The following is a 17,465-nucleotide window of genomic DNA, read 5'->3' on the forward strand; positions in this document are numbered from 1 at the left end:
CTTGGAGTGCCAACCAAGTACGGTGCGGGCATGGAACCCGTTCTGTGCCTCGATGTGGGCTCGACCTGGACCAAGGGTGCGCTGATCAGCCAGGACGGGAGCCTGATCGCGACGGCCCAGCACCGCACCACGCCACCCGAGGTGATGAACGGCATCGAGGCGGTCGCGGCCGAGACCGGCGGGGACGCCGCGACGGCGCTGGTCTGCTCCTCCGCCGGTGGGGGGCTGCGACTTGCGGTGGTCGGCCAGGAGCGCATGGTCAGCGCGGAGGCGGGCTACCGCGTCGCGCTCTCGGCGGGCGCGAAGGTCGTGCACGTGGCGGCGGGCGAGCTCAGCGGGGCCGGTGTGCGAGCGCTGCGCGAGAGCCGTCCCGACGTCGTGCTGCTGGTCGGCGGCACGGACGGCGGCGAGACCCGGGTGCTGTTGCACAACGCGCACCGCATCGCCGCGAACCGGCTCCGCTGCCCGGTGGTGCTCGCCGGGAATGTCCAAGCGGGACAAGAGGCACTGGCCACGCTGCACGCCACCAAGCGCACGGTCGTCCCGACGGACAACGTGCTGCCCGATGTCGGGGAGCTCGCTCCGGGGCCCGCACGGCGCGCGATCCGGGAGGTCTTCCTCCAGCACGTGATCGGCGGCAAGGGGCTCTCCCGAGGCACCAGGTTCCGCCGCATGGTGCGCGCGGTGACCCCGGACGCGGTTCTCGGCGGGGTGTCCAGGCTGGCCGCCACGCTCGCGACCGACGAGGAGACCCCGGGCGCGGTCCTGGTGGTGGACGTCGGCGGCGCCACCAGCGACGTGTACTCCGCAGTGTCCACTGTGGACGACGACACGCCGAGGAAGACGGTTGAGCTGCCCGCCGACCGGCGCACCGTCGAGGGCGACCTGGGGATGCGCTGGTCGGCTCCCGGCGTGGTCTCGGAGGCGGCGGCGGAGCGCCTGCTCGCCGACGGCGAGGAGGCCGGACTTGCGGAAGCGGCGACTCGGCGGGCTGCGGACGTCGGCTGGATTCCCCAAGCGCGGCAAGACATCGAGGCCGACGCGCGGCTCGCGTCCCTGGCGGCGGTCGTGGCGCTGCGCAGGCACATGCGGCTCGTCGAGGGACGGATGGGACCCAAGGGTGCGGGCCTGCTCGTGCTCTCCGGTGGTGTCTTCCGGCACGCGGATCAATCCACTTTGGACACTGTGCGCGGGGTGCTCGCGGAGGACCCGGTGCTGCGCCCCGTCCTGCGGCACGCGCGGATCACGGTCGACAAGGACTACGTGCTGGCCCCGGCGGGCCTGCTGGCCGACACCGGGCGGGCCGAAGCCGCTGACCGGCTCCTGCGCGACCGCCTGGCCTTCTAGGGTCGCGGTAACACCACTCCCCCTGGCGTCCTCACCCGCGTGCCTCCATTTCGCGTTTTGTAGCCTTAACGCGATTTGGGAGCGCTCTTTCGCGCATTAAGGCTACAAAACGCGAAAACCTCGACCACGCCAGCTGGTCCATGGGGGCGGCGGCTGGCTTTCTAGGGGGTCTCCAGGCCCGCGGCGATCGCGACGGCCCGGTCCCATTCGGGATCGGGCTGGTACTCGTTGTGGCCGAGAACGCCTGGCGCCCAACGAAGTGCCGGGAACGGCCCACCCATCGGATCGGGCAGCCAGTGGTCGTTGCCGAGCACCAGGGAGCCGGTCGGCCCGGCGACGGCGGGGGACAGCGGTCCCTCCGAACCGTCCGGCCGGAAGCCGACGCCGAGCAGCCGCCCGTCGTAGACCTGCCGCGACCACGTGGTCACCGGGCCGCCGAGCGCGTCGGTGCCCCGGCACAGAGAACGCCAGCGGGGGCCCAGCATGCCCGCGAGGGTGGCCAGCGAGGAATGCGGCACCACGGCGGGGAAGGCCCTCGGGTAGGCCCACTGGAGCTGCGAGCCCGCCGTGACAAGGCCCACCCGCTCGCGGTCGTGCTCCGGCAGCGAGTCGACCAGCCAGGCCGCCGCGACCGCCGCCATCAGGCTGCCCTGGCTGTGCCCGACCAGCACGACCCTGGTGTTCGGCTCGGCGAGGTGCTCCGCGGCCCGCGCCACGATCTCCGGGACGACCTTGAGCTTGTAGCAGGGCGGGACCGTCGGGTGCGCCTCACGCGGCCAGAACGACGCAAGGTCGCTGAGGATGCCCAGCCGCCTGGCCTGGTCGGGGTGGCGCGAGGCCTGGTAGACGACGTAGAGGAAGCCACCGGCGAGACCGGCCAGCGCCACGACACCCAGCCCGGACAACCCCGACGCCCAGCCGGGCACCGGGATGTTCAACGCGCGGAAGAAGCCGCCGAAGGTCGCGCCCGCGGTGAGCAACCCCGCCGCCGCGATCAGCAGCCGGTGGTAGTTCTGCCGCTGCCAGCTCGCCTGCCGCCACTTCCGCGCCGCGCGCTTGGCGTCTTCCGGGCGGTCCTTGTGCAGCAGCGCGACCTCGGGCGGGGTGTAGCTGCCGCGCTTCTCCGCGATCGACCGCGACAGCAGCCACAGCGGGAGCACGACCGCGAGCACGACCAGGCTCAACGCCGCGAACAGGCCCCACAGCAAGGTGATCCACCGGTAGCCCAGCGGGAGGACGAGCTCGTCGTAGCCGAGTGACTCGCTCAGGGTGATCGCCAGCCCCGCGCCGAACCCGCCGCCGAGCAGCCCGGCCAGCGCCAGCATCGGCGCGGCCATCCAGCCGCCCGCCCACGGACGCAGCTCGCGGGGCTGCTTCGCCCACTCCGACCTGGCCATCAGCGCGGCGGGCGCGAGCACCACCGCGACGACCACCACCACCAGCGCCAGCAGCGCGCCGAGCAGCTCCGCGGTCGGGTCCGCGCCGACGAGCTTGCCCGCCGGCGGTTCGACCAGCGTCGCGGTCGCGATCAGCAGCAGGCCGGACGCGATCATCAGCACCCGGCGCGGCACCGTGCTCAACGCCGCCCGCAGCCAGCGCCCCGGTCCCCGCGCCTGCGCGCCGGTCGGGTCGTCGAGGAAGAACACGCCGACGCCCGCGATCGCCAGCAGCACCAGCGCGGCCACCCACAGCACCCCGACGCCCGCCGTCACCGGCCCCAGCGGACCGCCGAGGACCAGCAGTGACGCGACCGACAGCGCGGCGGTCACGTGCAGCGCGCGCAGCGCGGGGGTGTCCGGGTCCGCCTCGACCCCGCCGCCCGGCAGCGTCGGCATCCGGCGACCGGGGGCGTCGCCCAGCTCGTGCTTGATCGTCACCGTCCAGTCCACAGTGGACAAGCGGTGCATGGCGAACACGATGAGCAGCACCGGCAGCAGGCCGATCAGCCCGCGCGCCGTGGGGATCTCCCGCACCGACCTCGGTACCAGCGACGTCAGGCAGGCCGCGTCCGGTGCGAGGCACTGCGCGGCGATCAGATCGGCGGTGACGACTGTGAGCTGCCCCACGAGCAGCATGGTCAGCAGCAGCGCGGCCAGCCGCAGCAGCGCGCGCAGCGCCATGCCGAGCCCGTGCGCGACGCGCTTGCCGTCGGGGATCGGCGGCAGCATCCAGTGCGCCACGTTGGCCAGGGAGAACGGGAACAGCAGCGCCCAGCTGGCCTTGGCCAGCCCGCCGGAGGTCATCGCGGCCCAGACGTAGCCCTCGATCACCCGGGGCACCGGCCTGCCGCCCGCGTGCAGCGACGGCGCGGGCGCCGGCCTGCGCATCCGGTCGGCGGGGCGCACGATCCGCCCGAGCTTGTCGCCGGCCACGGTCGCCGTCGCGACCGCGCCGGTCACCGACTCCGGTGTGGCGCCCGCGATCCCCGGTACCCGAAGCTCGACGACCCGTGTGTCCGGTCCTGGGAGCAGCACGTGTCGTCTCCTCACTCGCCCCTGCATGGTGACCTGGCTTACAGCGCTCCCGGAAGCCGCTGGAAAGGTCATCTTGCACAGTCATCTTGCGACATCGGGAACGTGAATCCCGTTACCTGGGGCGCGCGGCGTGGCTAACGGTAGGGTCTCGGCTGAACATCTCACCTGGATGGAGCGATCATGACCGCCGAAAGGCTGCAGACCCGCAACGGCATCGACTTCGCCGTTGCCGACCTCTCGCTGGCCGAGTTCGGCCGCAAGGAGATCCGGCTCGCCGAGCACGAGATGCCCGGTCTGATGGCGCTCCGCCGGGAGTACTCCGAGGTGTACCCGCTGCGTGGCGCGCGCATCTCCGGCTCGCTGCACATGACCGTGCAGACCGCCGTGCTGATCGAGACCCTGGTTTCCCTCGGTGCCGAGGTCCGCTGGGCCTCCTGCAACATCTTCTCCACCCAGGACCACGCGGCCGCGGCCGTCGCGGTCGGCCCGCACGGCACCGAGGAGGAGCCGAAGGGTGTCCCGGTGTTCGCCTGGAAGGGCGAGACGCTGGAGGAGTACTGGTGGTGCACCGAGCAGATGCTGACCTGGCCGGACGGCAAGCTGCCCAACATGCTGCTCGACGACGGCGGTGACGCGACGCTGCTGGTGCACAAGGGCACCGAGTACGAGAAGGCGGGCGTCGTGCCTTCGGCCGAGGACGGCGACCCCGAGGAGTGGCAGGTCATCCTCGGCGTGCTCAAGGAGTCGCTGAACAAGTCCTCGGACAAGTGGACCAAGATCGGCAAGGAGATCCGCGGCGTCACCGAGGAGACCACCACCGGCGTGCTGCGGCTCTACCAGCTGGCCGCCGCGGGTGAGCTGCTCTTCCCGGCGATCAACGTCAACGACTCGGTCACCAAGTCCAAGTTCGACAACCGCTACGGCTGCCGCCACTCGCTGATCGACGGCATCAACCGCGCGACCGACGTCCTCATCGGCGGCAAGGTCGCGCTGGTCGCGGGCTACGGTGACGTGGGCAAGGGCTGCGCGGAGTCGCTGCGCGGCCAGGGCGCCCGCGTGATCATCGCCGAGATCGACCCGATCTGCGCGCTCCAGGCGCTGATGGACGGCTACCAGGTCGGCACCATCGACGACCTCGTCGACCAGGCCGACATCATCATCACCTCCACCGGCAACAAGGACGTGCTGCTCGTCGAGCACATGGAGCGGATGAAGCACCAGGCGATCGTCGGCAACATCGGCCACTTCGACAACGAGATCGACATGGCCGGCCTCGCCCGCTTCCCCGGCGTGCGCCGCACCAACATCAAGCCGCAGGTCGACGAGTGGGTCTTCCCGTCGGGCCGGTCGATCATCGTGCTGTCCGAGGGCCGCCTGCTGAACCTGGGCAACGCCACCGGACACCCGAGCTTCGTCATGTCGAACTCCTTCTCCAACCAGGTGATCGCGCAGATCGAGCTGTTCACCAAGGCCGAGGAGTACGACAAGGAGGTCTTCCGCCTCCCGAAGAAGCTGGACGAGAAGGTCGCGCGCATCCACGTGGAGGCGCTGGGCGGCAAGCTCACCAAGCTCACCAAGGAGCAGGCGGAGTACATCGACGTCGACGTCGAGGGCCCGTACAAGCCGGACCACTACCGCTACTGATCACGTCACTGCTCTCGCGCAGCGGCCCGTCTCCCCTCGGGGAGGCGGGCCGCCGCCGTGGTGAGCACGGCTGTGAGCTGCGAAATTGTTGATGGAAGTGTCGGTCTACCGGTGTAGTGCCGAAGTCCAGACCTGTGCATGCACCAGCCCATGCCCTACACGTGGTGACACCACCTCCCCGCCCACGCCCGCCCCCCGTTTCGCGTTGTGGACCCTTAACGCGAAATGAGTGCTCTTTTGCGCGCGCACCCGGCGGCACGGGGTCGGTGCGCCACGTCGGGTGTCGGGACGACTTGCAGGACGGGCGCTAGTCGTTGGGGTGCCGGTTCGCCCTGGAGAGCTCGCCGGCGGTGCTGAACTCCTCCTCGAACGCCCGGGGGAAGCGCTCCGGCAGGCCCGAGGAGGGGCTGTCCTCGCCGCACAGGCGCGCGAAGACCTCGTCCATGGTGGCGATGTCGTGGATCCGCTCGGGGTGGCGGTAGGCCCACCACACCCGCGCCGTGCGCACGTCGGTGAAGGCCGTGGAGCGCAGGTGCTCCATCTCCTCCTTGTCGATCTTGCGCCGGAGCTCGCCGATCGCCTCGGCCCGCCGTAACCGCTCGTACTCCTCGGTGGCGTCCACGTGGGCCTGGCTGGCGCTGAGGGTGACCTCGCCGACGACCGCGACCAGCTCGTCGAACTCGTGCCGCACGCCGAGCCGCCGGTTGGCCTCGGCCTGCACCGCCTCGACCTGGGTGACCAGCGCGCAGCGCGCGACCACCGCGACCAGGTCGGCTGCTCCGGCCTTCACCACCTCCTCCGGCCTGGAGTGCCGGAGGTGTTGTCCCGGAAGGGGTTCCCAACGCAGGGTGAAGCTGGCGTCGAACCACGTGCCGGGCACGAAGCTCGGCAACCTGGTCGCCAGGGTCGTCACGTTCGGCTGCGCGGGTGGGCGCATCGACTGCTGCGGGAACAGCTCCGGCTTGGCCGCCGGGACCACGGGCACCACCGGCTTGGCGGTCGTGGTGCTCCCGGCAGGGGCAGCGGGTGCGGACGGCTTCTCGGCGGCAGCGGGCTTCGCCGAGACCGGCGCCGCCGCGCCCGCGAGCGCGGCGGTCCTGGCCTGGATGAGGAAGTCCGAGCCGTACCGGCGGCGAGCGCGGAACAAGGCCCAGCGTTCAGACAGTCGCATCGTCGTCTGCTCCGTAGGTCGGCGATGGTGGTCGGCGATCTGGCCCCGAAGGATCCACTGTCCTGGAACTCGACCGTCGGCAGTACCTCCGACCAGGCGTTTACCCATAGCTTCCAGGAAGGCGATTCCTACCCCACACCCCCGACAGGACGACAGTCGTTCGACCGAACGCACCCCGTTGTCACTGGTGGGGCCCGCTCACCGACTAGCGTGTTCGGCATGGGGCGGTTGATCGTCATCGAGGGCCTGGACGGTTCCGGCAAGCGCACGCTGACCGACGCGCTGACCAAGGAGCTGACCGACCGTGGGCTGAGCAGCACGCGCTGGGCGTTCCCGCGCTACGGCGAGAGCGTGCACGCCGACCTGATCCACGACGCGATGCACAACCGCCTCGGGCCCCTCGTCGACACCGTGTACGGCATGGCGGTGCTCTACGCGCTGGACCGCCAGGCCGCGGCGGCGGGCATCCGCGCCGACCTGGAGAAGTTCGACGTGGTGCTCATCGACCGCTATCTCGCGTCCAACGCCGCGTACTGCGCCGCCCGGCTGCACGAGGACGCGCATGGCGACATGGTCCGCTGGGTGCGCGACGTCGAGCTCGGCCGGTTCGAGCTGCCGGTCCCCGACGCGCACCTGTTGCTGCGGGTCCCGGTCGAGGTCGCGGCCGCGCGCACGGCGCACCGCGAGGGCAGCGAGGTCGGACGCGAGCGCGACTCCTACGAGACCGACGGTGGCCTCCAGGCCCGTTGCTCCAAGGTCTACGAGCAGTTGGCCGAGCTGAACTGGGTCAGCCCGTGGCACGTCGTCGACGGCTCGACCGCGGTGGACGCCGCCGCGCTCGCCGACCGCATCCTCGGCTGACGCCGCCGCGCCCTGAACGAGTCGTTCAGGGCGCGCCGACCAGGTCCGCGCCCCAGTGCTCGATCTCCGCGGCCAGGTCGAGGCGGTCGCTCCGCACCGTCGAGCGCATCTCCTGGGTGACACGGTCCAGGGGGACCAACCAGGACACCTCCATTTCGAGGCCGTCCGGGTCCTTGGCGTAGAGCGCCTTGGTCGTGCCGTGGTCGGAGGAACCGACAAGGGCGCCCGCCGCCATCAGCCGTTCGGCGTACTCGGCGAGCTCGGTCAGCGTTTCCACCGACCAGGCCAGATGGTAGAGGCCGACGGTCGTTTGACCCGCACGCGACGGCCCCGCATCACTTCCGAGCGCGAACAAACCCAAATCGTGATCGTTGGTCGACCCCGCCGCGCGGAGGAAGGCGGCCCCTGGCATCGAATTGATCACCTGGAAGTCGAGAACTCCCTGGTAGAAGGCGAGACTGCGAGCGAGATCGGTGACGTAGACGACGGCGTGGTTGAGGCGTCTGATGGGCATCTCCACCGCTCCAATCTTGTTCGAATTTGAACTGTACTCGGTCTCGGTTTGACAAAGTTGACTGGAGTTGGTCGCGAATCAGTAACGTCTAGGGAGAACACACCGCTGTACCGGTGAACGGCAGCGGCGCCGTGGGGGCGAGGAGGCTGGCAATGGTCCAGATCGACAGGCAGCAGCGTGCGGGGCTCGGCACACCGGCGATGCCCGCGAACCAGAATGGTCACCGGGCGGTTCGAGGGCGTCCGGCGGGCAGTGCGAACATGTGGCCCATGAAGGCACGCGTACTGGTGGTGGACGACGACCCGGCGCTGGCGGAGATGCTCACGATCGTGCTCCGTGGCGAGGGCTTCGACACCGCGGTGGTGGGCGACGGCACCCGGGCGCTCCCCGCGCTCCGGGAACTCAAGCCGGACCTCGTCCTGCTCGACCTGATGCTTCCCGGCATGAACGGCATCGACGTCTGCAAGGCGATCCGGTCCGAGTCCGGGGTGCCCATCGTCATGCTCACCGCCAAGAGCGACACCGTCGACGTGGTGCTGGGCCTTGAGTCCGGCGCCGACGACTACGTGGTCAAGCCGTTCAAGCCGAAGGAGCTGGTCGCCCGCATCCGCGCCCGGCTGCGCCGGACCGAGTCCGAGCCCGCCGAGATGCTCGGGATCGGCGACCTGACCATCGACGTCCCCGGCCACGAGGTCACCAGGGACGGCGTCGCCATCCAGCTCACGCCGCTGGAGTTCGACCTGCTCGTCGCCCTTGCCCGCAAGCCGCGCCAGGTGTTCACTCGCGAGGTGCTTCTGGAGCAGGTGTGGGGCTACCGCCACGCGGCCGACACCCGGCTGGTGAACGTGCACGTCCAGCGGCTGCGGTCCAAGGTCGAGCGCGACCCCGAGCACCCCGAGGTGGTCCTGACCGTGCGAGGTGTCGGGTACAAGGCCGGTCCTCCGTGATCGGAGCGTGCCAGGCCGTCCCGGACGGACGGTGGGGATGAGGCCGGGCGCCCAGCACGCTCGCTCGCTCGTGCACCGGGGCAGAAGCCTCGGTGCCGACGTGCGTCGGCGCTGGGCTGCCTTCGGCGCCCTGTGGCGCCGGTCCTTGCAGCTCAGGGTCGTGGTCAGCACGCTGGCGCTGTCCTCCTCGGTGGTGTTCGTGCTGGGCATGGTGCTGCAGACGCAGATCACCACCAGGCTGCTCGCCGAGAAGGAGAACGCGGCCCTCGTCCAGACCGAGATCAGCGTGAAGATCATCGAGCGGGAGCTGCTCGGGGTCGACCCGGTCTCCGACACCCTCAAGAGCAAGCTCGCCAGCGCGCTCACCAAGCTCACCACCCCGGGCTTTCGGGAGGCCCCGCAGGACTACGCGGAGGCGGGCGCCTTCACCCCGGTACTGGCCGACAGCCGGTCCCTGCTGGACCCCACCTCCAACCAGCCGACCTCCGTCGGCCCCTACTACGAGGTGCCGCTCGAACTCCGCAAGGAGGTCGAAGGCGGCGGCTGGGCCAGCCAGAACACCACCGTCACCAGGGAGAACGGTCGCACCCCGATCTACGTGATCGGCGCGCCGGTGCGCAGCGCGGGCCGCGCGCTGCAGCTGTACCTGGTCTTCCCGCTCACCGCTGAGCAGCGCACCATCGACGTCGTGCAGAGCACGCTGTTCGTCGGCGGTCTCGTGCTGCTGCTGTTGCTCGCCGGGATCGCGAACCTGGTGACCAGGCAGGTGGTCCGCCCCGTGCGGCAGGCCGCCGAGGTCGCCGAGCGCTTCGCCGACGGCAAGCTGGAAGAACGCATGTCCGCGGTGGGCGAGGACGACGTCGCCAGGCTGGCCGACGCCTTCAACGAGATGGCGGGCAGCATCCAGAACCAGATCCAGCAGCTGGAGGAGTTCGGCACCCTGCAGCGCCGGTTCACCTCCGACGTCTCGCACGAGCTGCGCACCCCGCTGACCACCGTGCGGATGGCCGCCGACGTGCTGCACGCCTCTCGCGAGCAGTTCCCCGCGGGGCTGGCCCGGTCCACCGAGCTGCTGGTCAACGAGCTCGACCGGTTCGAGGTGCTGCTCGCCGACCTGCTGGAGATCAGCCGCCTGGACGCGGGCGTGGCCGACCTGTCGGTGGAGAGCGTCGACGTGCGCTCGCTCGTCGACCGGTCGATGGCCGCCGTCCGGGTGATCGCGCACAAGGCCGGGGTGCCCATCCAGGTGGACATGCCCGAGACCGAGGTGGTCGCGGACATCGACTTCCGGCGGGTCGAGCGGATCCTGCGCAACCTGCTGGCCAACGCGGTCGACCACAGCGAGGGCAGACCGGTCGAGGTGCGGGTCGCCGAGGACGCCGAGTCCGTCGCGGTGACCGTGCGGGACCACGGCGTCGGCCTGCGCCCCGGCCAGGAGGAGCTGGTCTTCACCCGCTTCTGGCGGGCCGACCCCTCGCGCAACCGGCAGACCGGCGGCACCGGGCTCGGGCTGGCGATCAGCCTGGAGGACGCCCGCCTGCACGGCGGCTGGCTGGAGGCGTGGGGCGAGACCGGGGTCGGCGCGTGCTTCCGGCTCACCCTGCCGAGGCGGCCCGGCATCGAGCTCACCGGCAGCCCGCTGCCGCTGGACCCCACCGGGCGGTGGCAGCTCCCGGCGACGACGCCCGCGCCTCCCGCGCTCGCCGAGCCGGACCAGCAGTACCCACCGGAGCCGCCCGAGATCGCCGACCCGCAGCGCGCGACCGTCGCGGCGGGGGCGAAGCGCCAGGAGGAGGAGATGTGAGCCGGGTGTCGCCACGCCGCCGTGCCCACCGGGTCGCAGCCGCCTGCCTCACGCTGGTCGGCGCACTGCTGCTGAGCGCCTGCGCCGCCATTCCCGAGTCCGGCGCGCCCAAGCGGCTGCGCCCCGGCCAGTCCATCGGGCAGGCGTCGGAGGCGGCGCTGCCGGAGACCGGCCTCACCCCGCTCGGTCTGGTCCGCAGCTTCGTCAAGGCCTCGGCCGACTCCGAGCAGAAGCACGCCACCGCCCGCCTCTACCTCACCGACCTGGCGCGCCGGTCCTGGGACGACCGCAGCCTGCAACGGGTCATCGCCGACGACTTCGACACGATCCCGCGCTCGGTGCCCGGCCCGAACGGCGACCCCCTGCCCGACGAGCAGATCGTCACCATCCGCGGCACCCAGTTCGGCCGCCTGGACTTCGACGGCTCCTTCGTCCCGGAGACCAAGAGCATCGAGACCGAGCTGCGGGTCCGCAAGCAGGCCGACGGCGAGTGGCGCATCGCCGAGCCGCCGCAGGGCGTCGTGGTCACCATCAGCAACTTCAAGGACAACTACAAGCAGGTCCGGCTGTACTTCTCCGATCCCAACCACCGCACGGTCGTGCCCGACCTGCGGTACGTGCCGATCCGCCCGGCCCCCGCCGTGCCGGGCAAGGTCATGGAGATGCTGCTGCTCGGGCCCTCCGCCGCCATCCGCGGCTCGGTCACCAGCGTGATCCCGGAGAAGGCCGAGCTGACCACCAACGTCAGCGAGGGCATCGACGGCTCGCTGGTGGTGAACCTCGGCAACCTGGGCGACAAGACCACCCAGGACCGGCGGCTGATCGCCGCGCAGGTGGTGCTGTCCCTGCAAGGGGTCACCAACAGCCGGGTCAAGCTGCTCAGCGACAACCAGCCGCTGCTGCCCGACAAGCTCGACTGGCGGCCGGTGGACGTCTCCACCTTCGAGGCGCACCTCGGCCCCAGCCCGGAACTGGCCGGGATGTACGTGGCGGGCGGCAGGCTGCGCTCGCTCAAGGACGAGTCGGTCGTGGCCTCGGCCGCCGAGCTCCAGGTGATCACCGCCGCCCAGTCCAAGGAGGGCAGCCAGCTCGCCGTCGTCGCCCGCCAGGGCAGCGGCGTGCAGCTGCGGGTCGGGCCGACCAACGGACCGCTGCGCGAGGTGCCGGTCCGCCAGTCCGCGTCGCTGACCCGGCCGAGCTGGATGCCGGACGCGCCGGAGATGTGGACCGTGCTCGACCAGGCCACCGTCGTGCGGGTGGTGGACACGACGGGCCGGGGCACCTGGACCTCGACCCAGGTCAACGCCGAGGAGCTCACCAGGATCGGGCCCATCACCGACCTGCGGCTCTCCCGTGACGGGCTGCGGGTCGCCGCCATCGTGGCCGGGCGCGTCGTCGTCGGCACCGTCGCCGAGCAGGCCGGGGAGCGCAGCGTCCGCGCCGTGCAGGTGCTGGGCTACAACCGGCTGAACAACCCGATGTCGGTGGAGTGGCCGCAGCCGGACGCGGTGATCGTCGCGACCGCCAGCTCCACCTCTCCGGTGATCAAGGTCGGCGTGGACGGGCTGACGCTGGACCCCTACCTCAGCTCCAACCTGACCACCCCGGTGCACGCCGTCGCGGCCGCCCCCGGCCGCCCGGTCGTCGTCTCCGACAACGGCGGGCTCTGGAAGGTCAACGAGACCACCGAGGTCTGGCAGCCGATGCCGTTCAACCCCGGCCCCAACTCGCTGCCGTTCTATCCCGGCTGAGCCGCTCCGGACACCACCCGAGTGGCCTAGTCAGTTCCGCCCGGGGGTCTCCGATAAGGAGGAGGAACCCACCGCCTCCTCGTTTCCCCCGCGCGGGTAGCACCTCGCACCGGACGCGTGAAACGAACTCCACCCGCGGTAGCCGTCCCGCTCGACGCCCCGGTTCTCCGGCGGCACCGTGGGGACGTGGTCTCCGCACTGCTCGACCTGCTCATGCCCGCCCACTGCGTCTGCGGCGCACCGGGCGGTGATCTGTGCGCTCCCTGTCGCGCCGAGTTCGCCCGGCCGCGCGGAGTGCACCGCCCCGCACTCGCTGCGGGGCCGCCGGTCCACGCCCTCGGCGCTCACGCCGGGGTCACCCGAGAGGCCGTGCTGGCCGCCAAACTGGGCGGCCGGCGCGACCTCGCCCGGTCGCTCGGGTCCTGTCTCGCCGCCGCGCTGCCCGCGCTGTTGCCGCTGCCGGGGCGTTCGGCGCCCCCCGCTGCCGCGCTCTGGTTGGTTCCCGTGCCCTCGCTCGCCCGCGCCGCCCGCCGCCGGGGCGGTCACCACATGCGCCACATCGCCAGGCACTGCGCGCTCGCGCTGCGGGCCCGCGGCTGTGCCGCGGTGCTGGCGCCCGCGCTCCGGCTCGCCAGGGACGCGGGGGACTCGGTCGGGCTCACCGCGGCACAGCGTGTCGCCAACCTCTCCGGACGTGTTCTGGTGCGCGGGCGCGCGCTGCCGCCGCCCACTGCTCCGGTCGTGTTGCTCGACGACGTCGTCACGACCGGGGCGACCCTGTCCGCGTGCGCGGCGGCCCTTGCTCGCGCCGGTTCGCCGCCGCTTCTGGCCCTCGTGCTCACCGAGGCGGGGCGCCCAGCGTGAACCTGAGAGTTCCCTTGGAGTTCCGGCAGCGGGGAACCCCGCGACGTCCCGGCCCGTTGGCCGGGACATGAGGCATCGGGTGATCCCGATCGGGCTACCGAGCGCGCTGACCACAGCGAGTGCTCGGTTGCTGCGAAAGGGTGAAGACACGCTCCGATGGCCCGTGCTACCTGCGATCTTGGGCGCGGGGGTCGCTAGGGGCCGGACCTCTGAGTGGTTGCGGAAAGTAACCGCGCACGGTGCATTGACATCCCCCGTCCTGGGGGGTGTTGTGACCGAACAAGCCGGGATAGCGTGCTCGGCTATCAGCAACTCCGGGCGTTGTTTGGAGGCGAAAACCCCACGACTGAAGGCGCCGGAGGCAGGCTGAGACCCCCTCCGTACGGCGCCACAGCGATACCTTTGCTGATACACCGCGCATGACGCGATGGGAGGTCCGTGTATGGACATCGTGGTTAAGGGCCGCAACGTCGAGGTGCCCGATCACTACCGAGTGCACGTCGGCGAGAAGCTGGCCCGGTTGGAGCGGTACGACCGCAAGGTCGTCCGTTTCGATGTCGAGCTTTTTCACGAGCCTAACCGCAGGCAGGCGAAGAACTGTCAGCGGGTCGAGATCACCGGCAAGGGGCGGGGCCCCGTGGTGCGCGCGGAAGCGTGCGCCGGTGACTTCTACGCGGCGCTCGACGTCGCGGTCAACAAGCTGGAAGCCAGGCTCCGCCGGGCGCACGACCGCCGTCGTGTGCACCACGGCAGGCACGCACCCAAGTCCGTCGCCCAGGCCACCGCGGCCAGCGCCGCTCGGCTGCTCAACGACTACGACCCCTCGTCCATGCAGGCCCAGCGCGGGCGCACCGCCGTGCTGGAGGCCACGGCCTACGACGCAGAGCCCCAGATCGCCGAGGTCCCCGAACAGCGCTGGGACGACGGTCTGGAGGAGAAGCTCCCCGGCCGCGTCGTGCGGGAGAAGGAGCACCCCGCCAAGCCCATGACGGTCGACCAGGCACTGTACGAAATGGAGCTCGTCGGACACGACTTCTACCTCTTCCACTGCGCCGACTCCGGACGGCCAACGGTCGTGTACCGGCGCAAGGGCTTCGACTACGGCGTCATCAGGCTCGCCTAGACAGGACTAGGCGAACGGCCTGCGGCCCCCGTGCGATCCACACGCGCGGGGGCCGCCGGCCGTTTTCGGCTTTTCGCGGGGTTTCGCCGACAGCGGGGTCGTCTCTTCGCGAGCCGGACCCGCCCGCCTCTACGATGGGTGGTGAAGGCGTCCATGTCGGGCGCAACCGATCAGGTAGTGAGGTCGACCCCGCATGGTCCTGTCGCGACTGCTCCGCACCGGCGAGAACAAGATCGTCAAGCGTCTGCGTGCCATTGCGACGCACGTCAACTCGATCGAGGACGACTACGTCGAGCTCTCCGACAGTGACCTGCGCGCCAAGACAGACGAGTTCCGCAAGCGCCACGCCGAGGGCGAGGAGCTCGACGACCTGCTGCCCGAGGCGTTCGCCGTGGCCCGCGAGGCCGCCAAGCGCGTCCTGGGCCAGCGGCACTACGACGTGCAGCTGATGGGCGGTGCCGCGCTGCACCTCGGCCAGATCGCGGAGATGAAGACCGGTGAGGGCAAGACCCTGACCTGTGTGCTGCCCGCGTACCTCAACGCGATCTCCGGCGACGGCGTGCACGTGGTCACGGTCAACGACTACCTGGCCAAGCGCGACGCCGACCAGATGGGCCGGGTGCACCGGTTCCTGGGCATGGAGGTCGGCGTGATCCTCTCGGCGATGACCCCCGAGGAGCGGCGCGCGGCCTACAACGCCGACATCACCTACGGCACCAACAACGAGTTCGGCTTCGACTACCTGCGCGACAACATGTCGTGGAGCCTGGACGAGTGCGTGCAGCGCGGCCACAACTTCGCCGTGGTCGACGAGGTCGACTCGATCCTCATCGACGAGGCCCGGACCCCGCTGATCATCTCCGGTCCCGCTGACCAGTCCTCGCGGTGGTACCAGGAGTTCGCGCGGCTGTCGCCGATGCTCAAGAAGGACGTGCACTACGAGGTCGACGAGCGCAAGCGCACCGTCGGCGTCACCGAGGAGGGCGTCGCGCTGGTCGAGGACCAGCTCGGCATCGACAACCTCTACGAGGCCGCCAACACCCCCCTCGTCGGGTACCTGAACAACGCCATCAAGGCCAAGGAGTTGTTCAAGAAGGACAAGGACTACATCGTCCGCCAGGGCGAGGTCATGATCGTCGACGAGTTCACCGGCCGCGTGCTCGCCGGGCGCCGCTACAACGAGGGCATGCACCAGGCGATCGAGGCCAAGGAAGGCGTCGAGATCAAGGCGGAGAACCAGACCCTCGCCACGATCACGCTGCAGAACTACTTCCGCCTCTACAAGCGCCTGTCCGGCATGACCGGTACCGCCGAGACCGAGGCCGCCGAGCTGCACCAGATCTACAAGCTCGGCGTGGTGCCGATCCCGACCAACAAGCCGATGATCCGCGCCGACCACGCCGACCTGATCTACAAGTCGGAGGAGGCCAAGTTCGAGGCCGTCGCCGACGACATCGCCGAGCGGCACCAGAAGGGCCAGCCGGTCCTGATCGGCACCACCAGCGTCGAGCGCTCCGAGTACCTGGCGAAGCTGCTGCTCAAGCGCGGCATCCCGCACGAGGTGCTCAACGCCAAGCACCACGAGCGCGAGGCGCACATCATCGCGATGGCCGGCCGCAAGGGCGGCGTCACCGTGGCCACCAACATGGCGGGCCGCGGTACCGACATCATGCTCGGCGGCAACCCGGAGTTCCTGGCCGAGGCGGAGATGCGCGAGCGCGGCCTCGACCCGGACGCCACCCCGGAGGAGTGGAAGGCCACCTACCCGGTCGTCTACGACGAGGTCAAGGCCGGCATCAAGGCCGAGGCCGAGGAGGTCCGCGAGGCGGGCGGCCTGTACGTGCTGGGCACCGAGCGGCACGAGTCCCGGCGCATCGACAACCAGCTGCGCGGCCGCTCCGGCCGTCAGGGCGACCCCGGCGAGTCGCGGTTCTACCTCTCGCTCGGTGACGAGCTGATGCGGCGCTTCAACGCCGCCATGGTCGAGGCCGTGATGACCCGCCTGCGGGTGCCGGACGACGTGCCGATCGAGCACAAGATGGTCACCCGCGCGATCCGCAGCGCCCAGACCCAGGTCGAGCAGCAGAACTTCGAGATCCGCAAGAACGTCCTCAAGTACGACGAGGTGATGAACCTCCAGCGCAAGGTGATCTACGCCGAGCGCCGCCGGGTGCTGGAGGGCGAGGACCTGCGCGAGCAGGTCGAGCACATGATCCGCGACGTGGTCACCGCCTACGTGCAGGGCGCGACCGCGGACGGCTACGCCGAGGACTGGGACCTCGAACAGCTCTGGACCGCGCTGAAGACCCTCTACCCGGTCGGCATCGACTGGAAGACCGTCGTTGAGGACACCGACGACCTCACGCCGGAGCGCCTGCTCCAGCTGCTGCTCGACGACGGCCAGGCCGCCTACGCCAAGCGCGAGGCCGAGATCGACGGCATGGTCGGCGAGGGCGCCATGCGCGAGCTGGAGCGCCGCGTGGTGCTCTCGGTGCTGGACCGCAAGTGGCGCGAGCACCTCTACGAGATGGACTACCTCAAGGAGGGCATCGGCCTGCGCGCCATGGCCCAGCGCGACCCGCTGATCGAGTACCAGCGCGAGGGCTTCGACATGTTCAACGCGATGCTCGACGCGTTGAAGGAGGAGTCGGTCGGATTCCTGTTCAACCTCCAGGTCGAGGCGGCGGAGCCGCAGGAGCAGGCGCCGGCGCCCACCCCGGACATGGAGGCCACCACGGTCATCCCGCGCATCGAGGACGACATCCCGCCCGCGCTGCGCGGCAAGGGCCTGGACGGCCAGTCCCCGCAGAACCTGATGTTCTCGGGCCCGTCGGAGGGCGGTGGCGTCTCCACCCACGGCGACACCGACAGCTCCGACGGTGACGCGGGCGCCACCCGCCGCGAGCGCCGCGCCGCCGAGCGCGCCGCGAAGAAGGAGAAGAAGCGCCCCCGTCGCTGACCCTCC

General features: G+C 70.7%; 12 protein-coding genes. 9 read left to right on the forward strand and 3 right to left on the reverse strand.

All coding sequences use genetic code 11. The annotated features are described in order from the left end of the window. The first annotated feature begins 30 nt into the window (after positions 1-30). Entirely contained in the window at positions 31-1,347 is a 1,317-nt protein-coding gene (locus ACFFQA_RS12705; protein ID WP_377851997.1) for a glutamate mutase L, read from the forward strand. A 161-nt stretch (positions 1,348-1,508) separates the two neighbouring features. On the opposite strand, the gene ACFFQA_RS12710 is transcribed toward ACFFQA_RS12705, so the two are convergent. Then, entirely contained in the window at positions 1,509-3,821 is a 2,313-nt protein-coding gene (locus ACFFQA_RS12710; protein WP_377851998.1) for a lipase family protein, read from the reverse strand. A 180-nt stretch (positions 3,822-4,001) separates the two neighbouring features. Between ACFFQA_RS12710 and ahcY the strand changes: the two genes are divergently transcribed. Further along, positions 4,002-5,465: an adenosylhomocysteinase gene (gene ahcY, locus ACFFQA_RS12715; RefSeq protein ID WP_377851999.1), complete on the forward strand. Its 1,464-nt coding sequence runs from the start codon at positions 4,002-4,004 to the stop codon at positions 5,463-5,465. A 307-nt stretch (positions 5,466-5,772) separates the two neighbouring features. Here ahcY and ACFFQA_RS12720 read toward each other — a convergent pair whose 3' ends face one another. Then, complete coding sequence (locus ACFFQA_RS12720; protein ID WP_377852000.1) at positions 5,773-6,636, reverse strand: hypothetical protein; 864 nt, start codon at positions 6,634-6,636, stop codon at positions 5,773-5,775. A 219-nt stretch (positions 6,637-6,855) separates the two neighbouring features. Between ACFFQA_RS12720 and ACFFQA_RS12725 the strand changes: the two genes are divergently transcribed. After that, complete coding sequence (locus tag ACFFQA_RS12725; RefSeq protein WP_377852001.1) at positions 6,856-7,497, forward strand: dTMP kinase; 642 nt, start codon at positions 6,856-6,858, stop codon at positions 7,495-7,497. A gap of 25 nt (positions 7,498-7,522) precedes the next feature. On the opposite strand, the gene ACFFQA_RS12730 is transcribed toward ACFFQA_RS12725, so the two are convergent. Continuing rightward, positions 7,523-8,011, reverse strand: coding sequence for a VOC family protein (locus ACFFQA_RS12730; RefSeq protein WP_377852002.1), 489 nt, complete (start codon positions 8,009-8,011; stop codon positions 7,523-7,525). A 269-nt stretch (positions 8,012-8,280) separates the two neighbouring features. Here ACFFQA_RS12730 and mtrA point away from each other — a divergent pair, with 269 nt between their 5' ends. The 6 genes from mtrA to secA all read left to right on the forward strand — a co-directional run bounded on the left by mtrA (position 8,281) and on the right by secA (position 17,459). Beyond that, positions 8,281-8,958: an MtrAB system response regulator MtrA gene (gene mtrA, locus ACFFQA_RS12735; protein WP_030426801.1), complete on the forward strand. Its 678-nt coding sequence runs from the start codon at positions 8,281-8,283 to the stop codon at positions 8,956-8,958. A gap of 37 nt (positions 8,959-8,995) precedes the next feature. Beyond that, entirely contained in the window at positions 8,996-10,762 is a 1,767-nt protein-coding gene (gene mtrB / locus ACFFQA_RS12740; protein ID WP_377852003.1) for an MtrAB system histidine kinase MtrB, read from the forward strand. Then, positions 10,759-12,513 (forward strand): LpqB family beta-propeller domain-containing protein, encoded by a 1,755-nt coding sequence (locus tag ACFFQA_RS12745; protein ID WP_377852004.1) that lies wholly within the window; start codon positions 10,759-10,761, stop codon positions 12,511-12,513. Before mtrB ends, ACFFQA_RS12745 begins: the two co-directional genes overlap by 4 nt. 186 nt (positions 12,514-12,699) lie before the next feature. Next, a complete protein-coding gene (locus tag ACFFQA_RS12750; RefSeq protein ID WP_377852005.1) occupies positions 12,700-13,377 on the forward strand; it encodes a ComF family protein in 678 nt (225 codons plus the stop codon). Positions 13,378-13,819: 442 nt separating this feature from the next. After that, complete coding sequence (gene hpf, locus ACFFQA_RS12755) at positions 13,820-14,500, forward strand: ribosome hibernation-promoting factor, HPF/YfiA family (RefSeq protein WP_377852006.1); 681 nt, start codon at positions 13,820-13,822, stop codon at positions 14,498-14,500. Between the two features lie 193 nt (positions 14,501-14,693). Then, on the forward strand, positions 14,694-17,459 hold the full coding sequence (secA, locus tag ACFFQA_RS12760; protein ID WP_377852007.1) for a preprotein translocase subunit SecA: 2,766 nt from the start codon (positions 14,694-14,696) through the stop codon (positions 17,457-17,459). Positions 17,460-17,465 lie beyond the last annotated feature (6 nt).

The organism is Allokutzneria oryzae, from assembly GCF_042429765.1.
Taxonomy (GTDB): Bacteria; Actinomycetota; Actinomycetes; order Mycobacteriales; family Pseudonocardiaceae; genus Allokutzneria; species Allokutzneria oryzae.